The sequence below is a fragment of the Nocardioides sp. JCM 18998 genome, from assembly GCF_055391535.1.
In genome coordinates, this window is sequence record NZ_AP043886.1 from 1,076,301 (window position 1) to 1,098,520 (window position 22,220).

24 protein-coding genes are annotated in these 22,220 nt (G+C 73.3%); 9 read left to right on the forward strand and 15 right to left on the reverse strand.

All coding sequences use genetic code 11. The annotated features are described in order from the left end of the window. Positions 1–2 precede the first annotated feature (2 nt). Positions 3–1,493, reverse strand: a complete 1,491-nt coding sequence (locus ACZ5L9_RS05105) for a DUF7059 domain-containing protein (RefSeq protein ID WP_464534499.1) — start codon at positions 1,491–1,493, stop codon at positions 3–5. Positions 1,494–1,527: 34 nt separating this feature from the next. Continuing rightward, positions 1,528–1,866, reverse strand: a complete 339-nt coding sequence (locus ACZ5L9_RS05110) for an anti-sigma factor antagonist (protein WP_225283177.1) — start codon at positions 1,864–1,866, stop codon at positions 1,528–1,530. 179 nt (positions 1,867–2,045) lie between these two features. Here ACZ5L9_RS05110 and ACZ5L9_RS05115 point away from each other — a divergent pair, with 179 nt between their 5' ends. After that, positions 2,046–4,355 carry a DEAD/DEAH box helicase gene (locus ACZ5L9_RS05115; RefSeq protein WP_464536803.1) on the forward strand — a complete coding sequence of 770 codons (2,310 nt, stop codon included), beginning with the start codon at positions 2,046–2,048 and terminating at the stop codon, positions 4,353–4,355. 63 nt (positions 4,356–4,418) lie between these two features. On the opposite strand, the gene ACZ5L9_RS05120 is transcribed toward ACZ5L9_RS05115, so the two are convergent. The 7 genes from ACZ5L9_RS05120 to ssd all read right to left on the reverse strand — a co-directional run bounded on the left by ACZ5L9_RS05120 (position 4,419) and on the right by ssd (position 9,176). After that, positions 4,419–4,763, reverse strand: a complete 345-nt coding sequence (locus ACZ5L9_RS05120; RefSeq protein ID WP_464534503.1) for an Rv3654c family TadE-like protein — start codon at positions 4,761–4,763, stop codon at positions 4,419–4,421. Then, complete coding sequence (locus tag ACZ5L9_RS05125) at positions 4,760–5,119, reverse strand: TadE family type IV pilus minor pilin (RefSeq protein WP_464534508.1); 360 nt, start codon at positions 5,117–5,119, stop codon at positions 4,760–4,762. The genes ACZ5L9_RS05120 and ACZ5L9_RS05125 overlap by 4 nt, the downstream gene beginning before the upstream one ends. A gap of 8 nt (positions 5,120–5,127) precedes the next feature. Next, positions 5,128–5,322 carry a DUF4244 domain-containing protein gene (locus tag ACZ5L9_RS05130; protein WP_464534512.1) on the reverse strand — a complete coding sequence of 65 codons (195 nt, stop codon included), beginning with the start codon at positions 5,320–5,322 and terminating at the stop codon, positions 5,128–5,130. A 140-nt stretch (positions 5,323–5,462) separates the two neighbouring features. After that, positions 5,463–6,197: a type II secretion system F family protein gene (locus ACZ5L9_RS05135; RefSeq protein ID WP_464534514.1), complete on the reverse strand. Its 735-nt coding sequence runs from the start codon at positions 6,195–6,197 to the stop codon at positions 5,463–5,465. Further along, positions 6,194–6,964 carry a type II secretion system F family protein gene (locus tag ACZ5L9_RS05140; RefSeq protein WP_464534517.1) on the reverse strand — a complete coding sequence of 257 codons (771 nt, stop codon included), beginning with the start codon at positions 6,962–6,964 and terminating at the stop codon, positions 6,194–6,196. Before ACZ5L9_RS05140 ends, ACZ5L9_RS05135 begins: the two co-directional genes overlap by 4 nt. Continuing rightward, positions 6,964–8,127 (reverse strand): TadA family conjugal transfer-associated ATPase, encoded by a 1,164-nt coding sequence (locus tag ACZ5L9_RS05145; protein ID WP_464534519.1) that lies wholly within the window; start codon positions 8,125–8,127, stop codon positions 6,964–6,966. Before ACZ5L9_RS05145 ends, ACZ5L9_RS05140 begins: the two co-directional genes overlap by 1 nt. Beyond that, on the reverse strand, positions 8,124–9,176 hold the full coding sequence (gene ssd / locus ACZ5L9_RS05150; protein ID WP_464534523.1) for a septum site-determining protein Ssd: 1,053 nt from the start codon (positions 9,174–9,176) through the stop codon (positions 8,124–8,126). Before ssd ends, ACZ5L9_RS05145 begins: the two co-directional genes overlap by 4 nt. A 119-nt stretch (positions 9,177–9,295) precedes the next feature. Here ssd and ACZ5L9_RS05155 point away from each other — a divergent pair, with 119 nt between their 5' ends. Then, the gene (locus ACZ5L9_RS05155) at positions 9,296–10,105 is read left to right on the forward strand and encodes an HAD family hydrolase (RefSeq protein ID WP_464534526.1); all 810 of its coding nucleotides are present in this window, start codon (positions 9,296–9,298) and stop codon (positions 10,103–10,105) included. Positions 10,106–10,406: 301 nt separating this feature from the next. Here ACZ5L9_RS05155 and ACZ5L9_RS05160 read toward each other — a convergent pair whose 3' ends face one another. Then, positions 10,407–11,135: a Fic family protein gene (locus ACZ5L9_RS05160; RefSeq protein WP_464534530.1), complete on the reverse strand. Its 729-nt coding sequence runs from the start codon at positions 11,133–11,135 to the stop codon at positions 10,407–10,409. A 35-nt stretch (positions 11,136–11,170) separates the two neighbouring features. Between ACZ5L9_RS05160 and ACZ5L9_RS05165 the strand changes: the two genes are divergently transcribed. Next, positions 11,171–12,100, forward strand: a complete 930-nt coding sequence (locus ACZ5L9_RS05165) for a class I SAM-dependent methyltransferase (RefSeq protein WP_464534535.1) — start codon at positions 11,171–11,173, stop codon at positions 12,098–12,100. Between the two features lie 21 nt (positions 12,101–12,121). On the opposite strand, the gene ACZ5L9_RS05170 is transcribed toward ACZ5L9_RS05165, so the two are convergent. From ACZ5L9_RS05170 to ACZ5L9_RS05190, 5 genes are all read right to left on the reverse strand, one after another. After that, positions 12,122–12,808 (reverse strand): response regulator, encoded by a 687-nt coding sequence (locus ACZ5L9_RS05170; protein ID WP_464534538.1) that lies wholly within the window; start codon positions 12,806–12,808, stop codon positions 12,122–12,124. 99 nt (positions 12,809–12,907) lie between these two features. Next, positions 12,908–13,600 carry a sirohydrochlorin chelatase gene (locus tag ACZ5L9_RS05175; protein WP_464534541.1) on the reverse strand — a complete coding sequence of 231 codons (693 nt, stop codon included), beginning with the start codon at positions 13,598–13,600 and terminating at the stop codon, positions 12,908–12,910. Positions 13,601–13,610: 10 nt separating this feature from the next. Continuing rightward, positions 13,611–14,729 carry a uroporphyrinogen-III synthase gene (locus tag ACZ5L9_RS05180; RefSeq protein WP_464534543.1) on the reverse strand — a complete coding sequence of 373 codons (1,119 nt, stop codon included), beginning with the start codon at positions 14,727–14,729 and terminating at the stop codon, positions 13,611–13,613. A 67-nt stretch (positions 14,730–14,796) separates the two neighbouring features. Then, positions 14,797–15,159, reverse strand: coding sequence for a nitrite reductase small subunit NirD (nirD, locus tag ACZ5L9_RS05185; RefSeq protein WP_464534547.1), 363 nt, complete (start codon positions 15,157–15,159; stop codon positions 14,797–14,799). Beyond that, positions 15,156–15,428 (reverse strand): FAD-dependent oxidoreductase, encoded by a 273-nt coding sequence (locus ACZ5L9_RS05190; protein WP_464534551.1) that lies wholly within the window; start codon positions 15,426–15,428, stop codon positions 15,156–15,158. The genes nirD and ACZ5L9_RS05190 overlap by 4 nt, the downstream gene beginning before the upstream one ends. A 187-nt stretch (positions 15,429–15,615) precedes the next feature. Between ACZ5L9_RS05190 and ACZ5L9_RS05195 the strand changes: the two genes are divergently transcribed. From ACZ5L9_RS05195 to acs, 6 genes are all read left to right on the forward strand, one after another. Beyond that, positions 15,616–16,734, forward strand: coding sequence for a sensor histidine kinase (locus tag ACZ5L9_RS05195; RefSeq protein ID WP_464534556.1), 1,119 nt, complete (start codon positions 15,616–15,618; stop codon positions 16,732–16,734). Continuing rightward, positions 16,731–17,480 (forward strand): LytR/AlgR family response regulator transcription factor, encoded by a 750-nt coding sequence (locus ACZ5L9_RS05200; protein ID WP_464534560.1) that lies wholly within the window; start codon positions 16,731–16,733, stop codon positions 17,478–17,480. The genes ACZ5L9_RS05195 and ACZ5L9_RS05200 overlap by 4 nt, the downstream gene beginning before the upstream one ends. Positions 17,481–17,509: 29 nt before the next feature. Then, the gene (locus ACZ5L9_RS05205) at positions 17,510–17,848 is read left to right on the forward strand and encodes a hypothetical protein (protein WP_464534564.1); all 339 of its coding nucleotides are present in this window, start codon (positions 17,510–17,512) and stop codon (positions 17,846–17,848) included. Further along, complete coding sequence (locus ACZ5L9_RS05210) at positions 17,845–19,356, forward strand: sodium/solute symporter (protein ID WP_464534567.1); 1,512 nt, start codon at positions 17,845–17,847, stop codon at positions 19,354–19,356. Before ACZ5L9_RS05205 ends, ACZ5L9_RS05210 begins: the two co-directional genes overlap by 4 nt. A gap of 185 nt (positions 19,357–19,541) precedes the next feature. Then, the gene (locus tag ACZ5L9_RS05215) at positions 19,542–20,123 is read left to right on the forward strand and encodes an acetate uptake transporter (protein ID WP_464534572.1); all 582 of its coding nucleotides are present in this window, start codon (positions 19,542–19,544) and stop codon (positions 20,121–20,123) included. 68 nt (positions 20,124–20,191) lie between these two features. Further along, positions 20,192–22,171, forward strand: a complete 1,980-nt coding sequence (gene acs, locus ACZ5L9_RS05220; protein ID WP_464534576.1) for an acetate--CoA ligase — start codon at positions 20,192–20,194, stop codon at positions 22,169–22,171. Positions 22,172–22,220 lie beyond the last annotated feature (49 nt).

Genomic DNA, 22,220 nt, shown 5'->3' on the forward strand with positions numbered 1-22,220 from the left:
CGTCAGGCGCGGTGGAGGAAGCCCTCGCGGACGAGCTCCTGCGCGATTGGCAGGTAGGTCGCGCGCGTCTCCTCCGGGTCGCTGTCGAGGATGTCGGCGAGCGCGTCCAGGATCTGGCCGAGGGTGAGGTCGCCGTCGCTGGCGCCCACGAGGGCGGCCTCGACGGTGTCGGCCTGGCGGGCGCGGCGCAGGCCGCGCTGCTGGCGCAGCACGACGGCGGACGGGTCCTCCGCGCCGGGGGCGCCCACCGTCTCCTGCTGGATGTCGTCGGGCCGGAGCAGCCGGTCGCCGAGGCCGACCTCGGCGTGAGCGACCTCGCCCCAGGCTCCGATCGCCGGAGCGATCGGCTGCTCGACGTCGTAGGGCCACTCGAGGAAGTCCTGGCGCGGGGTCGCGGCACCGCTCTTGTGCAGGTTGATCCAGCCGAAGCCGACCGCCTCGATGCCCTGCCGCTCGAACCAGTCGAGCCACGTCTCGTAGCGGTGCCGGTAGTCGTCGATATGCGCGGCGCCGGTCGAGGGGTGGTGCCCGGCGTCCTTGAGCCAGAGCTCGACGTAGGCGGCCGGGTCGAGGATCTCGCGCTGCACGACGAAGGCGTCGGCCTCCTCCTCGTTGCCCGCGAGCCAACCGGCGAGACGCTCGTCCCACGGGGTGTCCTTGGCGATGATCCAGTTGGCCAGGATCTGGCACCAGCCGCCGTCGGCGAGCAGGCTGGGCGCGGCCCGGACGATGTCCTCGACGACCCGGTCGCCCGGGAGGCCGGAGTCCCGGTAGACCAGCCGCTCGCCGGTGGCCGGCGAGATCACGAACGGCGGGTTGGTGGCGATCAGGTCGAAGCGCTCGTCGGCGACCGGCTCGAAGAAGGAGCCGTCGCGGACGTCGACCTTGTCGGCGACGCCGTTGAGCGCGGCGTTGAAGCGGGTCACCCACAGGGCGCGACGGTTGACGTCGGTGGCGACGACCTGGTCGCTGTGGGTGGCTAGGTGGAGCGCCTGGACGCCACAGCCGGTGCCGAGGTCGAGGGATCGGCCGACCCGGTGGCGCAGGGTGAGCTGGGCCAGCGAGGTGGAGGCGGGGCTGATGCCGAGGACGTGATCGGAGCCGACGCGCTGCGGCAGGCCGTCGAGGCCGGGGGTGAGGTCGGAGACGACCCACAGGTGGGTGTCGTCCGCGGCATAGGGACGGACGTCGAGGCGGGCGGCGACCTCGCCGACGGACTGGGCCAGGATGCCCTCCACCGAGAGCTGGTCGACCAGGCCCGGCAGGGCGGCCTCGGCCTGCTCGTGGCTGACCGGCGCCTGGAGCAGGAAGAGCCGGACGAGCGTCTCCAGCGGGGAGCCGCCGCGGGTGCGGACCAGACCCGGAACCGTCTCGTTGCGGCCCAGCGCGGTGTGCGCGAGCGGGCCGAGCAGCTCGGCGACGCCGTCGTAGGTGAAGCCGGCGCGCTCGAGCGCCTCGCGAAGGCGGAGGGGAAGGTCGGTCAGGTCGCTCACCCGACCGAGCCTAGGGGACCAAGCGAGTAGCGGCTCAGCCGGCGGCGACGGCGGCGTCGGCGCTCTGGTGGATGTCGAAGACCTTGGCCAGGCCGGTGATCCGGAAGATCTTGAGCAGCCGGTCCTGGGTGCAGACCAGGCGCAGCGAGCCGTCGTGGGCGCGCACCTTCTTCAGCCCGCCGACGATGACGCCCAGGCCGGTGGAGTCGAGGAACTCGACGGCCTCGAGGTCGATGACGATGTCGTAGACGCCCGCGCCGACCAGCTCGGTGATCTTGTCGCGCAGCTTCGGCGCCGTGTACACGTCGATCTCACCGCCGACGGCGACCACGGTCGTCTCGCCGACCTCCCGGGTGGCAAGCGTCAGATCCACGTGAGCACTCCCTCGATGAGTCGTCGGCTGTCCTCAGCCGCGAGGTTTATGTAACCACGCAACGGCCGTGAGCGGGTAAAGGTACGAAATACTGCTCGGTAGCTGTGGAAAACCCGATACGACCCGCTGTTTGGCACAATTTCTGAGTGCCAACCCCTTCCACGCTGCCCGCCCAGGGCATGGGCGTGCTGCTCGACCGGCTGTCGGCGGTGCCCGGTCGCGAGGGCCGGCTCACCCACGTGGAGACGCTGCCCCCGCGCGAAGCGGTGGGTGCGGCCTGGCCGCAGTGGGCTCCGGTCGAGGTCGTCGAGGCGTTCGCAGCACAGGGCGTGACGGCCCCGTGGCAGCACCAGGTGGTCGCGGCCGAGGCGGCGCACGAGGGCCGGCACGTGGTCCTGGCGACCGGGACGGCCTCAGGCAAGTCGCTCGGCTACCAGCTACCGGGACTGAGCGCGATCCTCGCGGGCCGAGGCCCGCGCGGCGAGCGTGGCGCTTCTGTTCTCTATGTCGCTCCGACCAAGGCGCTGGCCCAGGACCAGCTCAGCCGGATCCGCGGCCTCGGCCTGGACGTGCGGGCGACTACCCATGACGGCGACAGCAGCCGCGAGCAGCGCGACTGGACCCGCGACCACGGCGAGTACGTGCTGACCAACCCCGACATGCTGCACCGCTCGATGCTTCCGGCGCACGAGCGGTGGGCGCCGTTCTTCGGGTCGCTGCGCTGCGTGGTGATCGACGAGTGCCACCACTACCGCGGCGTCTTCGGCGCGCACGTCGCGCACGTGCTGCGCCGGCTCCGCCGGATCTGTGCCTCGTACGGCGCCTCCCCCACCTTCGTGCTCGCCTCCGCGACCGTCGCCGAGCCGGAGGTGGCCGGCGAGCGCCTGACCGGCCTGCCGGTCCTGCCGGTGACCGCCGACGCGTCACCGCGGGGCACCGTCAGCCTGGCGCTGTGGCAGCCGCCCCTGACCAGCCATGCCGGCGAGAACGGCGCATCCGTGCGGCGCGCCGCATCCTCCGAGGCGGCCGACCTGCTCGCCGATCTGGTGTCGAGCGACGTGCGCACCCTGGTCTTCGTCCGATCCCGGGTGGGAGCAGAGCAGGTCGCGATGACCGCCGCCGCCCTGCTCGCCGACGTCGACCCGTCGCTGCCCGGACGGGTCGCGTCCTACCGCGGCGGCTACCTGCCCGAGGAGCGTCGCGAGATCGAGGAGCGGCTGCGGACCGGCGAGCTGCTCGGCCTGGCCGCCACCAACGCCCTCGAGCTGGGCGTCGACGTCAGCGGGCTGGACGCGGTCGTCCTCGCCGGCTACCCGGGCCGCCGGGCGGCGCTGTGGCAACAGATCGGCCGCGCCGGGCGCGGGGCGGGCGATGCCCTCGGCCTGATGGTCGCGCGCGACGATCCGCTGGACACCTACCTCGTCACCCACCCCGACGCCCTGCTCGGGGCGCCGGTGGAGGCCACTGTCTTCGACCCGGCCAACCCGTACGTGCTGGCGCCGCAGCTGTGCGCCGCGGCGCAGGAGATCCCGCTGACCGAGGACGACCTGCCGCTCTTCGGCGCGACGGCACGCGAGGTCGTCGCCTCGCTGGAGAGCAGCGGGCTGCTCCGCAAGCGGCCACGCGGCTGGTACTGGACCGACCGTCGCCGAGCCGCCGACCTGGCCGACATCCGCTCCGCCGGCGGCTCGCCGGTGCAGCTGGTCGAGGCCGAGACCGGACGGGTGGTCGGCACCGTCGACGGGGGCAGCGCCCACGGCACCGCCCACCGGGGCGCGGTCTACCTGCACCGCGGGGAGACCTACCTGGTGCACGAGCTCGACCTCGAGGAGAACGTCGCGGTGATCGGCCGGGCCGAGCCGGGCTACACCACCTCGGCCCGCGAGGTCACCGACATCAACATCGTCGCCGAGCACCAGCAGCAGCGCTGGGGCGACTGCCGGCTCGCCTTCGGCGAGGTCGACGTCAGCCATCAGGTCGTCGCCTTCCTCAAGCGCCGCCAGCCCGGTGGCGAGGTGATCGGCGAGGAGCCGCTCGACCTGCCCGAGCGGACGCTGCGCACCCGCGCCGTGTGGTGGACCGTCCCGGACGCCGTCCTGGAGGACGCCGGGCTGGCAGCCACCGACCTGCCGGGTGCCGCGCACGCCGCCGAGCACTGCTCGATCGGCCTGCTGCCGCTGATCGCGACCTGCGACCGGTGGGACATCGGCGGCGTCAGCACCGCACGTCATCCCGACACCGGCGTGCTCACCGTCTTCGTCTACGACGGCCACCCGGGCGGCGCCGGCTTCGCCGAGCGAGGCTTCGAGGCTGCCCGCGAGTGGCTCACCGCGACGCTCGAGACGATCGAGGCCTGCGAGTGCGACGAGGGCTGTCCCTCGTGCATCCAGTCGCCCAAGTGCGGCAACCAGAACAACCCGCTCGACAAGCATGGGGCGGCGCTTCTGCTCCGCGTCCTGCTCGGGGCGTCGTCAGCAGCAGGGCTCTAGACTCCGAGCGCGGTGGCCCTGGGCCTGGATCCTCGGCATCCACCCGGCGAGGAGCCGTGAGCCTCATCCCGGACCGGCCCGTGCCTCGGCGGTGAGGTCGCCACGGGCGCCCAGCCAGCGCGGCCCGGTGACCTGTGCACTGATCGTCACGTCGTCGCCGTCGACCGCGCACTGCGTCACGGCGGCGCCGTTGGCCGCGGCGACCGACGACGCGGCGCCGCACGGGTCCCGCGCCTGCTGGATCGCCTGGGCGCCGGCGAGCGCGGCCAGGTCCGCAGCCGCCTGCGCCCGGCGGTGCGCCACCACCATCGCCTCGCCGACAGCGATCGCCGCTGCGACCAGGAGCAGCAACCCGAGCATCGCGACCGCGAGCACGGTGATGGCGCCGCGGTCCTCGCGGCGGCTCACGGTGCTGCGCCCAGCTCGTCGGCAGCCGTCGCCGCCGCGTGCAGGTGGGCGCCGGGCAGGAAGCCGAGCAGACCGCCGGGGCCGTGCATCTCCACGGAGGCGGTCGCGATCACCTCGCCGTCGTCGTGCGTGATGACGATTGAGGTGCCGGCCGGGCCGACCTGCTGGCCCCGGCCGACGGCGGTGGCCGGGTCGTCGCCCCGGGCGATCGCCCGGGCTGCCTCGCGCGCCGCGTCGACCGTACGGGCCTGGGCGATGCCGAGACTCAGCAGCCACACCAGCGCCAGCACCACCGCGACCAGCCCCGGCAGGACCGTCACCAGCTCGGCCGTCGCGGCACCTCGATCGCGTCGCATCGGCCGGCTCAGATCCCGAGCAGCGACATCACGTGGTCGAAGAGCTTGTGCAGCAGCTCGTCGCCCAGGCCGCCGGTGAGCAGCTTGTAGAGCAACCCGGCCAGGCCGGCGCCCGCGGCCGTGCCGACGGCGTACTCGGCAGTGGTGATCCCGCGCTCGGACGGCGGACGGTGGCGGTGCGGGCGGTGGGTCGGGAACGTCACGGGGTTCTCCTATCGTCGGGCCGCGGCGCGGCGTCATGACTCCAGACTCGGGATGCAGGCGGATCGCCGCGACCGTCCTCGGAGGCGCTGTGGAGAGTCCGTCAGCGGCTGGGACCTGTGGACGAAAAGTGGCCTGCTCATCACCAGGCGAGGGTGCTGAGCAGGCCACCGACGAGCGGGACGATCCCGATCAGCAGGAACGCGGGGAGCAGGCAGAGCCCGAGTGGCACGGCGGCCTTCACGCCGACCGCCCGCGCCCGCTGCTCGACATCGGCACGCTCCTGCCGGGCCAGGTCGTCGGCGAGCCGCGCGATCGCGGCGGCAACCGAGAGACCGCCGTCCTCGGCCCGCCCGAGGGCGCGACCGAGCGGCGCGAGCACGGGGTCGGCGCGCAGCGCCGCCCAACCGGCTGCCGGATCGGCGCCGAGACGCAGCCGGGTCGCAACCGGCCGGAGCCGATCGCTCGCCGGTCCGGGCATCGCCTCGGCGACGATCTCGAGCGCCGTCGCCGGCGGCGCTCCCGAGGTCAGCGCCACGGCGAGCAGGCGGACGAGGTGGGGCAACTCGCGGGCGACCTGCTCGCGGGTCCGCCGGGCGTCTGCCGGCTCGATCCGGCCGACCGCGAACCAGGTCGCGAGCCCGGCGATCGGCGCGCCGATCACCCCCGCGGCGCCACCGAGGAAGGTGAGCGCCCCGACGGCGGCGGAGACGGCGAGAAGCCCGCGCCAGCGCCGCATCCACCCGGGATCGCCGCTGGAGACAGCCATCCCGGCGGCACCGGGCGGGTCCCACGCCTCGATCACCGGCTCGGCGCGCAGAGCCAGAGCGGCGGCGGCCGCGGCGCACAGCCCGGCCGCCCACAGCACCGGGCTCACGGCACGACTCCGGCAGCGATCCGCTCGATCCAGGCGAGCCCGACCCAGCCGAACAGCAGCCCCAGCGCGAGTGCTCCCAGACCGATCGGCGTACCGAGGAGGAAGGACCACGGGTGCCCGCCGACGCCCGAGCCCATCGCCAGCGCGGCCACCGGGAGCAGAGCGACCATCCGCGCCGTGGCGCGCGCCGAGGCCAGCTCGCCGGCGACCACCTGACGGGTGCCGGCGGCGGCACGGAGGTCGAGTGCGACCCGGTCGACGGCGTCGGCCAGCCCCTGACCGGTCCGGGTCGAGACCTGCCACGCCGCCGCGACCAGCCGCAGGTCGCCCGCGCCCGGCACGCTCCCGGCCAGGGCACGCCAGGCCGTCGGTACGTCGGCGCCGACACGGAACGCCTCGGCCACCGGCGCCAGCAGGGGCCACTCGCCAGCGCACCGGTCGAGCGCGACCCCGGGGGGCTGCCCGGAGGCCAGCTCGGCGGCCGCCTGCTCGCAGATCTCGACCACCCGTGCGGCGACCGCCGCCGCCTCGAGCCGCGCGCGGCGCGCCCGCCACAGCCGGACACCGCCGAGCACGGCTCCGGCGGCGATCACGCCCACCGGCCACCACCGCACCGGAAGCTGCCCGGCAAGGCAGACGACGACGGCGGGCACCAGCCACCGCCTGCCCGCCGGGCGGCGACCCGCGATCGACGGCGCAGGGGCGAACATCAGCGCCACCGCGCCGGCGGCGAGCAGGCCGGCCCACAGCACGGCGCCCGACGGCATCACGACAGCAGCTCCAGCAGCGCGCCGGCCGCCGGCCCCTCACGCCCACGGCCCTGCGCCCACGAGACGGCCGTCTCCATCACCACCAGCCCGGACGGCTCGCGGCGCGGGACCGCGATCTCGACGAGCCGCCGCTGCCCACCGGAACGCTCGAGATGGAGCACGACGTCGAGCGCGGAGGCGAGCTGGCTGTGCGCCGCCTCGCGCCCGAGGCCGGCAGCGAGGGCGAGGGCCTCGATCCGAGCCGGGACGTCCGCGGCCGAGTTGGCGTGGAGGGTGCCGCAGCCGCCCTCGTGGCCCGTGTTGAGCGCCGCGAGCAGGTCGACCACCTCGGCCCCACGCACCTCGCCGACGACGAGTCGATCCGGCCGCATCCGCAGCGCCTGGCGTACGAGGGTGCGCACCTCCACCAGCCCGGCCCCCTCGATGTTGGCGGGACGCGCCTCGAGCCCGACCACATGGGGATGGCGAGGGCGCAGCTCGGAGGAGTCCTCGACCACGACCAGCCGCTCCTCGGCGGCGGCCAGGGAGAGCAGCGCATCCAGCAGGGTGGTCTTCCCGCTGCCGGTCCCACCGGTCACCAGGAACGCGAGTCGCCGGGCCACCAGCCGGGTCAGCAGCTCCGCGCCCTGGGTTGTCACCATCCCGCTCGCCACCAGCTCGTGCAGCTCGAACGCGCGCTGCCGGGGCACCCGCAGGGAGATCGTGGTTCCAGGCCGCGCCAGTGGGGCGAGCACGGCGTGGAACCGGGTGCCGTCCGCGAGGCGTACGTCGGCGTAGGGCGCGGCGTCGTCGAGCCGGCGCCCGGCCGCGGCGGCCAGACGCTGCGCGAGGCGGCGGACCGAGGCCTCGTCGGGGAACGAGACGCCCGCCGGCTCCAGCCCGGCGCCGCGGTCGAGGAAGACCTGGTCGGCGCCGTTGACCAGCACATCGGTGACGCCCGGCTCCCGCAGCAGCGGCTCCAGGGGCCCGGCGCCGACGACGTCGCGCCGCAGGGTCTCGTAGGCGGCGAGCACCGTGGCATCGCCCACGGGCCGGCCCGCAGCGCGCAGCGCCTCGGCGACGCGGTGCGGGGTCAGTGGACCCGGCGTCCGGGCCAGCCACTCGCGCACCCCCTCGACGACCTCGGGCGCGAGCTCGGGTGTCCCGCAGGACCGGTTCACGCCGCCACCGACTGCACCCGGCACCGGGCCAGCACCGCCGCCGTCGCGCGGGCCAGCGGGCCGCGGCGCGAGCGCAGCGGCCCGAGCCCGAGATCGATCGCCTCCCCGAGTCCCCGCTGGTCCGGCATCGCGGCGAGCACCGGCAGGCCGACGGCCCGGGCGACGACCTCGGGATCCACCCCGGCACCGCGGACGACGAGTCCCGCCCGGGCGGTGTCGACGCCGAGGCCGACCAGGCTGTCGACGAGGCGCGCTGCCGAGGCGATGCCGGTGATGGTGGGGGCGGTGACCACGAGCACCTCGTCGCAGCGGCCGGTCAGCTCGCCTCCCTCGTCGCCGCGGGGCAGGTCGAGGACGACGCGCTGGTGGCCGCGCGCCGCGGCGGCGAGCACCTCGCGCACCGCGGCCACCGGCATCGGAGCGCTGTGCCCGGAGCCCCAGGCCAGCACGCCCAGCTGTCCGCGCCGGGGCAGCGCCTCCCGTAGCGAACGCGAGCCCAGCCGGCCCGATGTCGCGGCGAGATCGGGCCAGCGCACGCCGGGCTGCTCCTCCATGCCGAGCACCCGATCCACACCCGGCCCCCACGGATCGAGGTCGACGACGGCGGCGGGGCCCGCGAGCGCCGCGGCCTGCCCCAGGGCGCATGCGAACGTGGTCGCACCGGCACCGCCCGAGCCGCCGATCACGCCGACGATCAGCCCTCTGCCGCCCGGGTCGTCGCCGACGTCGGTGAGCAGCGAGGTGAGCCACGGCGCCGCGTCGGGAAGGTCGACGACGTGCTCGGCCCCGACCGCCAACGCGTCCCGGAAGACCGTCTCCCCCGCCGCTCCCCAGCCCGCGACGTGCACCGCCGAGCGGCGCGGCGGCCCCATCCGGGCCAGCCCGGCGAGCAGGTCCGCGCCGACCACGACGGCGGGTGCCCGTGGCCACGAGCGCATCGCGGTCGAGAGGTCGGCGGTGACCTCTGGGGTGAGCCCGGCCGCGGCGGCGAGGCGCAGCAGCTCGTCGAGGAGGAGGTCGTCGGCGGTGATCAGCAGCAGTCCGGTCATGCCTGGGAGCGTGCCCGGCCGATCGCCGGGCGAACCCGTGAGGCGTCTGCCTGTGGATCACGCCGTCAGACGCCTCAATGTGGACGGAAACGGGACGATGGTGCACTTACGATGAGGTCATGACCCCGAAGGGAGCGGCAATGATGCGCGAAGCCGCATTCTTCGATCTCGACAAGACGATCATCGCCAAGTCGAGCACGCTCGCCTTCAGCAAGCCCTTCCAAGCCGGCGGCCTGATCACCCGCAAGGCCCTGCTGCGCAGCGTCTACACGCAGTTCGTCTACGTGCTCGGCGGCGCCGACCACGACCAGATGGAGAAGATGCGGCAGATGCTCTCCGAGCTGGTGACCGGCTGGGACGTCAACACGGTGCGCGAGATCGTCGCCGACACGCTGCACAACGTCGTCGACCCGCTCGTGTACGACGAGGCCGTCCAGCTGATCGAGCAGCACCACGCCGAGGGACGCGACGTCGTCATCGTCAGCGCCAGCGGCTCCGAGGTGGTCGAGCCGATCGGCGCGATGCTCGGCGCCGACCACGTCATCGCCACCCGGATGGAGGAGGCCGACGGCCGTTACACCGGCAAGATCGGCTTCTACGCCTACGCGGAGGGCAAGGCCGAGGCGATCCACGAGCTCGCGGCCGGTCGCGGGTACGACCTGTCGCGCTCCTACGCGTACTCCGACTCCATCACCGACCTGCCGATGCTGGCAGCGGTCGGCAACCCGTTCGCGGTGAATCCCGACAAGGAGCTGCGCCGGGCCGCGCGGGAGCACGGCTGGCCGGTGCTGGTCTTCACCAAGCCGGTCGCGCTGCGCACCCAGCTGCCCGCCTCCGGTCCCACGCTCGCCGCGATCGCCGTCGGCGGCGTGGTCGCGATCGGTGGCGTGCTGTGGGCAGGGGCCCGCGCCCGACGACGCGCCGGCTGAGGTTCCGGGGGCGCCCAGCGCGATCACCGGGTCCTGGGGAAGTCAACCCTTGAAGCCCGTCGCAATGGGGCGTAGACAGGGTTCAGGACAACTCAATCCCACACGCGACCGGAGTACCCACGCGGCGACCTACCCTCCGTGAGGGCGCTTGCCAGGGCGGGAACCAGTCCCGCGGCAGCAGTTGACGATGCACGCTTGGTAGCCCCGGTTCGCGTGTTCGCGGTGGCACTCGATCAACACGATTGATCGGGTGCCACCAGCATGTCCGGCACCGGCATGTACGGCACCGGCTACGACGCCCTCAGAGCGCCTCGCGCCGCAGCGGCGAGGCCTCGGCTCCGGCGGTGAACGCCTCGGCGGCGTAGAGCAGCCAGGCGTGCATGCCCGACGGCGACCCGGAGGCGTAGCCGCGCAGGTTCGACTCGTACTCGGCGCGCAGCGCCAGATGACCGGCCTCCGGAACGACGAGCGAGGTGGGGTCGACACCGCGCGCCACCATCACCAGCCGCTCGGCGGCCCGGGCCACGATCCCGTTGTGCGAGGCGAACGGCGCCACGGTGGCGAGATCGGCGTGCACGATCGAAGCGAGGATGAGGGCGGGCGTCGACCGGTCGGCGGCGAGCAGGTCGCCCAGGCCCCGCAGGCGGGCGACCTCTTGTGGGCCGCGCGGGCGGCCGAGCTCCTCGGACGGCAGCGTCGCGGAGGCGGCGAGGGCGTGCAGCCGGGCGAACGCCTGCAGCGGCGAGCGCTTGAGCACCGGGACCAGCGAGAGCAGCTCGACCGAGACCCGTACCGAGTCCACGGCGATCGCGTCGCCCGTACCTTCCCGCACCTCGGCGAGCGTCGAGGAGGAGCCTTCGAGCACCGCCGAGGCGTGCGCGCCGCGCAGCAGCGACTCGCCGGTGGTGTCGGGGGCGGTGCGGCGCAGACCCCGGTCGCGGAGCATCGCGTCGATGCCGTCGCGGGCGGCCGCGAAGGCGGAGTTGACGCCCTCGAGCGACACGAGCCAGGCCAGTGGTTCGTCAGTCACAACCGCAGACCCTACGCGGCGATAGGCTGGGCCGGATGACCGATCCCGCCCGCTCCTTCGGAACCGTCGCCGCCTCGTACGACCGAGGTCGGCCGACCTATCCGCGCGAGGCGATCGAGTGGGCGCTCGGGTCGTCGGTGCCAGGCGCGGCGCCCCTCAAGGTCCTCGAGCTGGGCGCCGGCACCGGCAAGCTCACCGAGGTCCTGCTCGGGCTCGGCCACGATGTCTTCGCGACCGAACCCGACGAGCAGATGCTCGACATGCTCTCCGCGAAGCTCCCCGACGCCCGGGCCACCGTCGGCTCCGCCGAACAGATCCCCGTCGGCGACCGGACGTACGACGCCGTGGTCGTGGGCCAGGCCTTCCACTGGTTCGACCAGGCGCGGGCGCTGGTCGAGATCAGCCGGGTGCTCAAGCCCGAGGGCCGGCTGGTCGTGCTGTGGAACGAGCGCGACAACCGGATCCCGTGGGTGCGCAAGCTCTCGGCCCAGATCGCCAGCCAGCGCGGCGACGTCGACCCGACCCAGGTGATCGACGACTCCGCCGCCTACAGCGCGGTCGAGGAGCACGAATTCCGCTTCTGGCAGGTGGTCAACCGCGAGACGATCCAGGACCTCGTCCTGTCGAACTCGCACGTCTCGACCCTGCCCGAGGAGGAGCGCGAGGCGAAGCGCCGCGACGTGCTCGCCCTCTACGACGACTACGGCCGGGGCATGGACGGCATGCAGCTTCCCTACACCTGCCGGGTCTTCCGTACGGTCGTCCTCGAGCACGCCCGCCGTGCTCCCGAGCCGGCCCCGCACACACCCGGCACATCCGCCTCGCCGATCGTGCTCGGCGAGGCGGCCCCCAACGCGATGACCGACACCGCGATGCGGCTGCCGCGTGTGGTCGTCGACGGCGTCGGCCCGAAGCCGCCGACCGACCCCGGCGGCGACGACCTGATCCTGATCGACTTCCGCTGACCGGTCGGTTCGGCGCTCGGGTCAGGAGCCTGCGGGCTCCGTCGGCCGCTCGCCCACGATCGAGATCATCCCGCGCCGCATCGCGATCACCAGGGCCTGGCTCCGGGTGCCCGCGCCGAGCTTGGCGTAGATCCGGGCGATGCACGACTTGACCGACGAGAGCGAGAGCTCGAGGCGCGCGGCGATCTCGGCGGCACTGAGACCGTCCGCGAGCAGGATGAGCACGCCGTGCTCGCGCTCGGAGAGCCGCCCGGCCGGGTAGTCCCGCAGCCGCCCGCTCGCGACGTCGAGGTTGGCGCAGGTGAAGGCGAGCGGCTCCAGCGCGGCGTGCCTGCTCACCTGGATCACGTCGCGCGCGGGCGCGGCCTTGCTGACGAAGCCGGACGCTCCCGCGTTCATCGCGCCGAGCATCTGCTCGTCGCCATCGTGCATCGTCAGGACGACGATGCCCGTCCGCTCGCACACCTGCCGGATCGCCCGGACCACCTCGAGGCCGGTGCCGTCCGGCAGCTGCAGGTCGACGGTCACCACGTCGGGACGGAGCTCGTGGAACCGCCGGAGAGCCTCCTCGACCGTCCCCGCCTGCCCCACCACGTCCAGGTCGTCCTCGAGGGCGAACAGCGATGTCAGGCCCTCTCGTACGAGGTCGTGGTCATCCACCAACAGCACCGTCGTCGCCGTCTCGCCCACGTTCCTGCCCGCCCCCACGGTCTTTCCTGCCCAGCCGCAAATCTTGAATCGCTCAGGATTTTACTTTCAGGGGCTGTCGTCACCAAACCCGGGGGCACGGCCTTCCGCGGGGCGGGATCAGACGGCGTGCGCCCAGCGGCCCGGCAGCGCGCGCCCGGACGGCGACGTCGCCTGCGCGAACCGGGCCGCGACGAGGTCGATGACGCGCTCGTGCACGCCGATCACGTCGGCCACGAGCTCCGCGCCGGCGGCACGGCCCTCGTCGGCACAGCGGGTGGCGAAGAAGCCGTCCGCGAGGAGGTACGGCGAGACCGCGTCGCCGGGCCGGACGACGTCGGCCGGTCGCGATCCGAGGCCGCCGAGGGTGGCGAGCCGGACCGGGCCTCCCCAGGCGCCCGAGAGCAGGTCGGCGGCGCGCTGCAGGTCGGGCATCGCGGCCGGGTCACGCGATCCGGCGGCGACCATCGTGACGGGCTGACCGGGCCGGGCGCCCGCCGCCGCGAGTCGGTCGGCCTGCGCGAGCGCGAGGAGCGGGTCCGGGCCGAGCGGCACGGTCAGCGTGGTCGGGCCGAACGCGCCGGCGACGGCCTGGGGCAGGTCGACGCGGACGTGGTAGCCGGTGCTGAGCAGCAGCGGCACGACGACAGCGGGCCGCTCGTCGGGCAGGTCGAGGACCGTGCCGAGCAGCGGCTCGCACAGCTCGACGTAGGACACCTCCGCCACGGTCCCGCAGCGTTGCCCCGCGAGCCGGGCGATCGCGGCGGCGACGCGGTTGCCGACCGGGTTGCGGGTGCCGTGGGCGACCACCACCAGACGGGGATCAGTCCGCGAGGGCGATCCGGTAGCCACGCTTCACCACCGTCTGCACCACTCGGGTCCCGAGCGCGGCTCGCAGCCGTGCGACCGCCATCTCCACCGCGTGCTCCGAGCCGGCCGTCCCGCTGGGGAGCATCGCCAGCAGGGCCTGGCGTGAGACCACGTTGCCGGGCTGCGCGACCAGTGCCTGCAGCACCGCCGCGGGCGCCGGGGAGAGCCGGACCTCGATGCCGTCGAGCAGCACGTCGGAGCCGTGCAGCAGCAGGCTGTGCCCGCCTGCGAGGTCCAGCGAGAGGCCCGCGCGACGCGAGGGCAGCTCGACCTCGAGGAACTTCACCATCGCCCCGGTCCGCGATCGCTCCGGGAAGATCGTCGGCACGCCCCACATCTCGAACGCGGCGGCGGTGACCGGGCCGACACAGCAGGCGATCACGTCGGCCTGCAGCGCGGCGATCACGTCGTCGCGCCTGCCCGTGGACCCGGCCGCGTCCATGAACCCCGCGATCGCGGGGGCCGAGGTGAAGGTGATGGCGTCCAGCTCGCCGGCGGCCACCTGGTCGACCAGCCCGAAGATCGGCGTCGGGTCCAGCGCAGCGGCGAGCCGGTAGACGGTGACCGCCTCGACATCGGCCCCCTGGCGGCGCAGCGCGTGCGCCACCATCGAGAGCGACTGACCGTGCTCCTGGACCACGATCCGCTTGCCGGTGAGGTCGCGGCCACGCAGGTGGCGCAGGACGTCGTCGAACTCCTCGGACTCCGGCGTCCACAGCTCGCGCAGGCCGCGCGCCCGCAGCGCGCCGACCGACTTCGGGCCGCGCGCCAGGATCTCGGCGTCGCCGATCGCGGCGATCAGGCGATCGAGCAGGCCCCAGTCCTCCGCGGCGTCGAACCACGCCTTCATCCCGATGCCGGTGGTGGCCAGGAAGAGGTCGATCGGCTCGGCGAGCACCCGCTCGGTCGCCTCCCGCAGGGCGTCCTCGTCGACCCGGTTGGGGTCGGCCGACAGCGCCGGCGCCCACGTCACCGTAGCGCCGCGGCGCTCCAGCAGCGTCACCTGCTCCTCGGCCTTGCGGGCCGCTGTCACGCCGATGTGGAAGCCGGCGAGAGCCCGATCCTCGCTCACCCGTCCGCCCTCCTCGTTGCCCAGCTCATGGGCCCCAGGTCAGGGGCCCCAGGTCAGGGGCCCCAGCTCATGGGCCCGTCTTCGGTCCCCCGACGAGGACCATCCCATCGGTGACCGCGACGTCGTACGTCGCCACCGAGACCGCCTCGTCGTCGAGGCAGCGGCCGGTGCGCAGGTCGAACGCCTGTTTGTGCATCGGGCTGGCGACGAAGTCGACCGGCTCCCCCGCGATGGTGCGGGTGCCGACGATGCCCCGGGCGAGCACCGATGCATGTGAGAAGGGATCGTAGTTGGACAGTGCGTAGACGTCGCCGGCGTGGGTGCGGAAGATCGCGACCGCCTTGCCGTGCACCAGGGCGGTGACGCCGCTCTCGCGGGTGATCTCCTCGACCGGGCAGACCGGGACGAGCGAGGTGGTGTCCTTGGTCATCCCCGCGCACCACTCGTCGCGGTGCGGGCCGCTGCGGCGATCGCCTCCAGGTCCTCGATGGTGCGGTAGACGAAGTCGTTCTGCTTCTCCACGCCCGGCACCGGCGGCACGAGGCGCGCCGCGCCGGCGGCGAGGACCAGCTCGCCGTAGGCCAGCTCCTCGCCGACGACGATGTCGTGGGTCTCGGTCAGACCGCGCTCGATGGCGGCCTTCACGAAGCGGTGGCCGACGATGCCGTGCCCGACGACGAGTGTCTTCCGCGTGTTCATGGTGAGGAATCTAGGAACGAACTGTTCGGGTTGAGCGACGTCTCTGTTACAAGATGCGACACCGGCGCGGCGCCGGCCAGCACGACCTCGCGCTCGACACGGTCGATGTCGGCGAACCGGGTGCCGAGCCGCAGCGCGACGCCGTGGTCGGCGCACCGCCGCGATCGACAGGGCTAGCCTGACCGCCATGACACGGTGGTGGCGGCGCTCGGTCCACCTCGGCACCGAGGCTGATCGCGCGACGTTCCGCACGCTGCACACCGCCTCGCTGATGACCAGCGCGTTGCGCGAGGGGCTGACCCTGACGTCGGCCGCGGCGTCGGTCAGGCACCTGCGCGACCTGGTCGCCGCGCCCGCTGTCGCACTGACCGACACCGAGGCCCTGCTGGCCTGGGACGGCGGGGCGACCCGGCACGAGCAGCACGCCGCCCAGCTGGCACGGGCGGGCGTCGCCGACGGATCGACGACGGTGCACGACCACCGCGACTTCTCCTGCGGCGTCCCGGCCTGCGCGATCCGCCAGGCGGTGGTCTCCCCGCTGACCGTCGAGGACCGGGTGGTCGGCACGCTCCAGGTCTTCACCGGGCACACCTCGGCGATCCTGGTGCGCGCCACCACCGAGCTCGCCCAGTGGGTGAGCGGTCAGCTCGAGCTCGGCGAGCTCGACGCGTCGCGCTCGCGGCTGATGGAGGCGGAGGTACGCGCGCTGCGCGCCCAGATCAGCCCGCACTTCGTCTACAACAGCCTCAGCGCGATCGCCTCGTTCGTCCGCACCGACCCCGACCGGGCCCGAGACCTGCTGCTCGACTTCGCCGACTTCACCCGCTACTCGTTCCGCCGCCTCGGCGACTACACGACGCTGGCCGAGGAGCTCCAGTCGATCGAGCGCTACCTGGTGCTGGAGCAGGCCCGCTTCGGGGACCGGCTGGGGGTGACGCTGCGCATCGCCCCCGAGGTGCTGCCCGTGACGATCCCGGTGTTGAGCCTGCAGCCGCTGGTCGAGAACGCCGTCCGGCACGGGCTCTCCGGGCGCCCGGAGGGCGGCACCGTCGTGATCCACGCCCGCGACCTCGACCGCGAGGCCGTCATCACCATCGAGGACGACGGCGTCGGCGAGGACCCCGAGCGGATCCGTCGGATCCTGGCCGGAGACGCCTCGATCGACTCGGTCGGCCTCTTCAACGTCGACGAGCGGCTCCGCTCGACCTTCGGTGACGACTACGGCCTGGTCGTCGAGACCGCGCCCGGAGCCGGTACGAAGGTGACGGTCCGCGTTCCCAAGTACGCCCCAGGAGTCCGCCCGTGACCCCCTCCCCGAGCCCCCTCAGCGTGCTGGTCGTCGACGACGAGCAGCCGGTCCGCGACGAGCTCTCGTACCTGCTGGGCCGCGACGACCGGATCGGGTCGGTGACGTGCGCCGACTCCGGGACCGAGGCGTTGCAGGTCCTGCGCGAGCGTGAGATCGGTGCCGTCTTCCTCGACATCGCGATGCCCGGACTCTCCGGCCTCGACCTGGCCGCGGTGCTCGCCCGCTTCCGGGTGCCGCCCAGGATCGTGTTCGTCACCGCCCACGCCGAGCACGCCGTCGACGCGTTCGACCTCGACGCGGTGGACTACCTGCTCAAGCCGGTGCGCGAGGAGCGGCTGCGCGAGGCCGTGCGCCGGATCGTCGAGGCGACCTCCCCCGCGCCCGGCGCCGCGGGGCCGGCGCAGGACGACGCGATCGCCGTCGAGCTCGGCGGCGTCACCCGGCTGGTCGCCCGCTCCAGCGTGAGCTACGTCGAGGCGCAGGGCGACTACAGCCGGCTCCACACCGCGACGGGCTCCCATCTCGTACGTCTGACGATCTCCAGCCTCGAGGAGCGGTGGGGCGACACCGGCTTCATCCGGATCCACCGCTCCCTGCTGGTCGCGCTGCCGCACGTGGAGGAGATCCGCGAGGAGGAGGGCCGGGTCGCCGTGGTGGTCGGCGGGCGCGAGCTGCAGGTCAGCCGCCGCCACACCCCCGCGCTGCGCGAGCAGCTGCGCCGGACCCGGCGCGGCGACCCGTGAGCGAGCGGACCCCTCCGGCGCGGGTGCGGGTGAGCGCGCCAGTCGCCGGCCGCCGACGCCGGACCACCGTCTCGCGCGAGATCGACGCCCAGAGCGCGGTCGGCGAGATCTACATGCGCTCCCTGGTCCGCAGCCAGCTGCGGCTCGCGCTCGGCATCGCCCTCATCCTGCTGGTCACCGTCGGAGCGCTGCCGCTGCTCTTCGTGCTGGTGCCGTGGCTCCAGCACGGGCGCGTCCTCGGCGTGCCGCTCGCCTGGCTGATCCTCGGGGCGGGCTGCTACCCGGTGATCCTCGTGCTCGGCTGGGTCTACGTCCGCCGGGCGGAGCGCAACGAGCGGGCGTTCCAGGACCTGGTCGGTCCTCGATGAGCGCGGACGCGATCGCCGCGATCGCCGCGCTGCTGGTCTGCGCTCTCACGCTCGGCGTGGGTGCGTTCGGGCTGCGACTGGCCCGGACGACGAGCGACTTCTACGTCGCCTCCCGGACGGTCGGCCCGGCCACCAACGCGGCAGCGATCAGCGGCGAGTACCTGTCCGCGGCCTCCTTCCTGGGCGTCGCCGGACTCATCGCGGCACGCGGCGTCGACATGCTCTGGTATCCGGTCGGCTGGACCGCCGGCTACCTGCTCCTGCTGCTCTTCGTGGCCGCTCCCCTGCGCCGCAGCCGCGCGTACACGCTGCCCGACTTCGCCGAGTTCCGCCTCGAGTCGCAGCGCGCCCGACGGCTGGCCAGCACCCTGGGCGTGCTGATCGCCGTCCTCTACCTCATCCCGCAGTTCCAGGGCGCCGGCCTGACCGTGCACACCCTCACCGGCGCACCGCCGTGGGTCGGCTCCACGTCGGTCGCCGCGGTGGTGCTGTTCAGCGTGGTGGCGGGCGGCATGCGCAGCATCACCCTCGTCCAGGCGATGCAGTACTGGCTCAAGCTGGCGGCGCTGCTGATCCCGCTCGCCTTCCTCCTCGTCCATCGTCACGGCGGTGCGGCCGGCGCCACCGAGCGGCTGCACCGGACCGACTGGCTCGAGCCGATGCACGGCCAGCACAGCCTCTACCTGACGTACTCGCTGATCCTGGCGACGTTCCTCGGCACCATGGGGTTGCCGCATGTTGCGGTGCGCTTCTACACCAACCGGGACGGCTTCGCCGCACGCCGTACGACCGTCTCCGTCCTCGCCCTGCTCAGCGCCTTCTACCTGCTGCCGCCGGTGTACGGCGTGCTCGGACGCCGCTTCCTCACCAACCTGTCGGCCGCGGACGCCACCGACACCGCCGTGCTGGACCTGCCGGCCCACGTCGTCGGCGGCACCACCGCCGACCTCCTCACCGCGGTGCTGGCCGCCGGGGCGTTCGGGGCGTTCCTGTCGACCTCGTCGGGCCTGGTGCTCTCCATCGCGGGAGTGATCGGGCAGGACCTGATCGGACGTCGTGTCGGCGGGGTCGCGGCGTTCCGCATCTCGGCGGCGATCGGGGCGCTGGCCACCCTCGCCCTGACCCTGCTCTCGACCGGGCTCGCCGTGGCCCACACCGTCGAGCTCGCCTTCGCCGTCGCCGCCTCGACGTTCGCCCCGATGCTGCTGCTCGGGATCTGGTGGCCACGCCTCACCGCGCCGGGCGCGATCGCCGGGATGGCACTCGGCGGTGGGCTCGCGACCGCCGCCGTGGCGGTCGGCCTCACCGGCCACAGCTATCCCGGGCTGGGAGGAGCGATCCTCTCCCAGCCCGCCCTGGTGACCGTCCCGCTCGCCTTCGCCACGATGGTCGGCGTCTCGCTCGCCACCGCCCGGCCGGCCCACGTCGCGCGGACGATGGTGCGCCTCCATACCCCGGAGGCGGTGGCGGTCGACCGCGGCGGGTTCCGCCCGCGCGGGGCCGACTGACCGACTCCGGAACGCCCCCGTACGGTGCCGCTCGTCGCGCCGGAGGGACCGCTCGTCGCGTGTGACCCGGCGCACATCGCAGCCCCGGTCGCGTCGGGCGACGACCTGTCTGTGACCCCTGCCACAGTGACCGGCGGCCTCCCTAGCGTGGACTCGTTCGCACAGCTCTCGCCTGGAGGAGACCCATGTCCGCCATCAACACGTCCGATGCCACGCCCGCGCAGAGCAGCGGCGCCGGCATCGCCGACCCGGGCCCGCTCGGGCTCGCCGCGTTCGCGCTGACCACGTTCGTGCTGAGCTTCACCAACACCGGCATCTTCAAGGCCGAGCCGGTCGTCTTCGGCCTGGCGCTCGCGTACGGCGGCGCCGCGCAGATCCTGGCGGGGATGTGGGAGTTCAAGAAGGGCAACACCTTCGGCGCGACCGCGTTCACCTCGTACGGCGCCTTCTGGATCTCGTTCTGGTACCTCACCGGCCACACCGACCTGAGCGGCGTCACCAACGCCGACGACCTCGCCCACGGCATCGGCCTGTTCCTGCTGGCGTGGTTCATCTTCACCGCCTACATGCTGGTCGCCTCGCTCGGCACCAACATCAAGCTGATCGCCGTCTTCGCGCTGCTGACCATCACGTTCGGGTTCCTGGCGCTGGCCGACCTGACCACCACCGACGGGCTGACCAAGGTCGGCGGCTGGTTCGGCCTGGCGACAGCGGTGGCGGCCTGGTTCGCGTCGTTCACCGGCGTTGCCGCGACCACCCGGAAGTAGCGCTATTCGCTCTGCCCTAGTGTGGCGTGGGCCACGTTCATCGACTCGCACCCGGGAAGTGATCACACGTGAGTGACGAAACCATCTCCAACCTGCTCCACGAGAACCGCCGATTCGACCCGCCGGCCGAGCTCGCCGCCACGGCGAACGTGAAGGCCGACGCGTACGCAGAGGCCGCCGCCGACCGCCTGGCGTTCTGGGCCAAGGCCGCCGAGCGCCTGACCTGGGCGCAGCCGTGGACACGGATCCTCGACGACGACGAAGCGCCGTTCTACCGGTGGTTCACCGGCGGGAAGCTCAACGCCGCGTACAACTGCGTGGACCGCCACGTCGAGGCCGGCAACGGCGACCGGGTCGCGATCCACTGGGTGGGCGAGCCGATCGACGACAAGCGGTCACTGACCTACGCCGACCTGCAGCGCGAGGTCTCCCAGGCCGCCAACGCGTACCTGGCGATGGGCGTCGGCACCGGCGACTGCGTCGCGATCTACATGCCGATGATCCCGGAGGCGATCGTCGCGATGCTGGCCGCGGCCCGGATCGGCGCGATCCACACCGTCGTCTTCGGGGGCTTCTCGGCCGAGGCGCTGGCCGCCCGCGTCGAGGACTGCGGCGCCAAGCTGATCGTCACCGCCGACGGCGGCTATCGCCGCGGCACCCCCTCGGCGCTCAAGCCGATGGTGGACGAGGCGGTCGGCAAGCTGCCGAACCCGGCCCAGGTCGAGAACGTCCTGGTGGTGCGGCGCACCGGCCAGGAGGTCGACTGGAACGAGGGCGTCGACCGGTGGTGGCACGAGACCGTGGCGACCGCGTCGACCGAGCACACGCCCGAGGCGTTCGACGCCGAGCAGCCGCTCTACGTCATGTACACCTCCGGCACGACCGGCAAGCCGAAGGGGATCAAGCACACCACCGGCGGCTACCTGACCCAGGCGGCGTACACGCACTGGGCGCAGTTCGACCTGAAGACCGAATCTGACGGCGACGGACCGGCTGACGTGTATTGGTGCACGGCCGACATCGGCTGGGTGACCGGGCACTCGTACATCGCGTACGGGCCGCTCGCGAACGGCGCCACCCAGGTCCTCTACGAGGGCACGCCCGACGCTCCCGAGCGCGGCCGCTGGTGGAAGATCATCGAGGAGTACAAGGTCTCGCTGTTCTACACCGCGCCGACCGCGATCCGCTCCTTCATGAAGCAGGGGGACGCGATCCCGTCGGCCTCGGACCTGTCCTCGCTGCGGGTGCTCGGCTCGGTCGGTGAGCCGATCAACCCGGAGGCCTACGTCTGGTACAAGACCGTCATCGGCGGCGGTGCCCCCGTCGTCGACACGTGGTGGCAGACCGAGACCGGCGCAACCATGATGACGCCGCTGCCGGGCGTGACCTCGGCCAAGCCGGGATCGGCGATGGGCGCGATCCCGGGCATCGAGGTCGACGTGGTCGACGACGACGGCAACTCGGTCCCGAACGGCTCGGGCGGCTACCTCGTGGTGACCTCGCCGTGGCCCTCGATGCTGCGCACGATCTGGGGCGACGACCAGCGCTACGTCGACACCTACTGGGCGCGGTTCCGCGACAAGGGCTACTACTTCGCCGGCGACGGCGCGAAGAAGGACGAGGACGGCGACATCTGGGTCCTCGGCCGGGTCGACGACGTGATGAACGTGTCGGGCCACCGCCTCTCGACCACCGAGATCGAGTCGGCGCTGGTGTCGCACCCCTACGTCGCCGAGGCGGCGGTCGTGGGCGCCACCGACCCGGACACCGGCCAGGCCGTGGTCGCGTACGTCATCCTGCGCGACGGCGCCCCGGGCGAGTGCGAGAAGGAGCTCTCCGACCACGTCCGCAAGGAGATCGGCCCGATCGCCAAGCCCAAGCGGATCATGGTCGTGCCGGAGCTGCCCAAGACCCGCTCCGGCAAGATCATGCGGCGCCTGCTGCGCGACCTCGCCGAGGGCCGCGGCGTCGGCGACACCACCACCCTGGCCGACGCCTCGATCATGGAGCTGATCGCCGCCGGCAAGGCCGCCTCCACCGACGAGTAGGGCTCCCTTCCGACCAACGGGGAGTGTTGTGCACATCGGGTGCGCACAA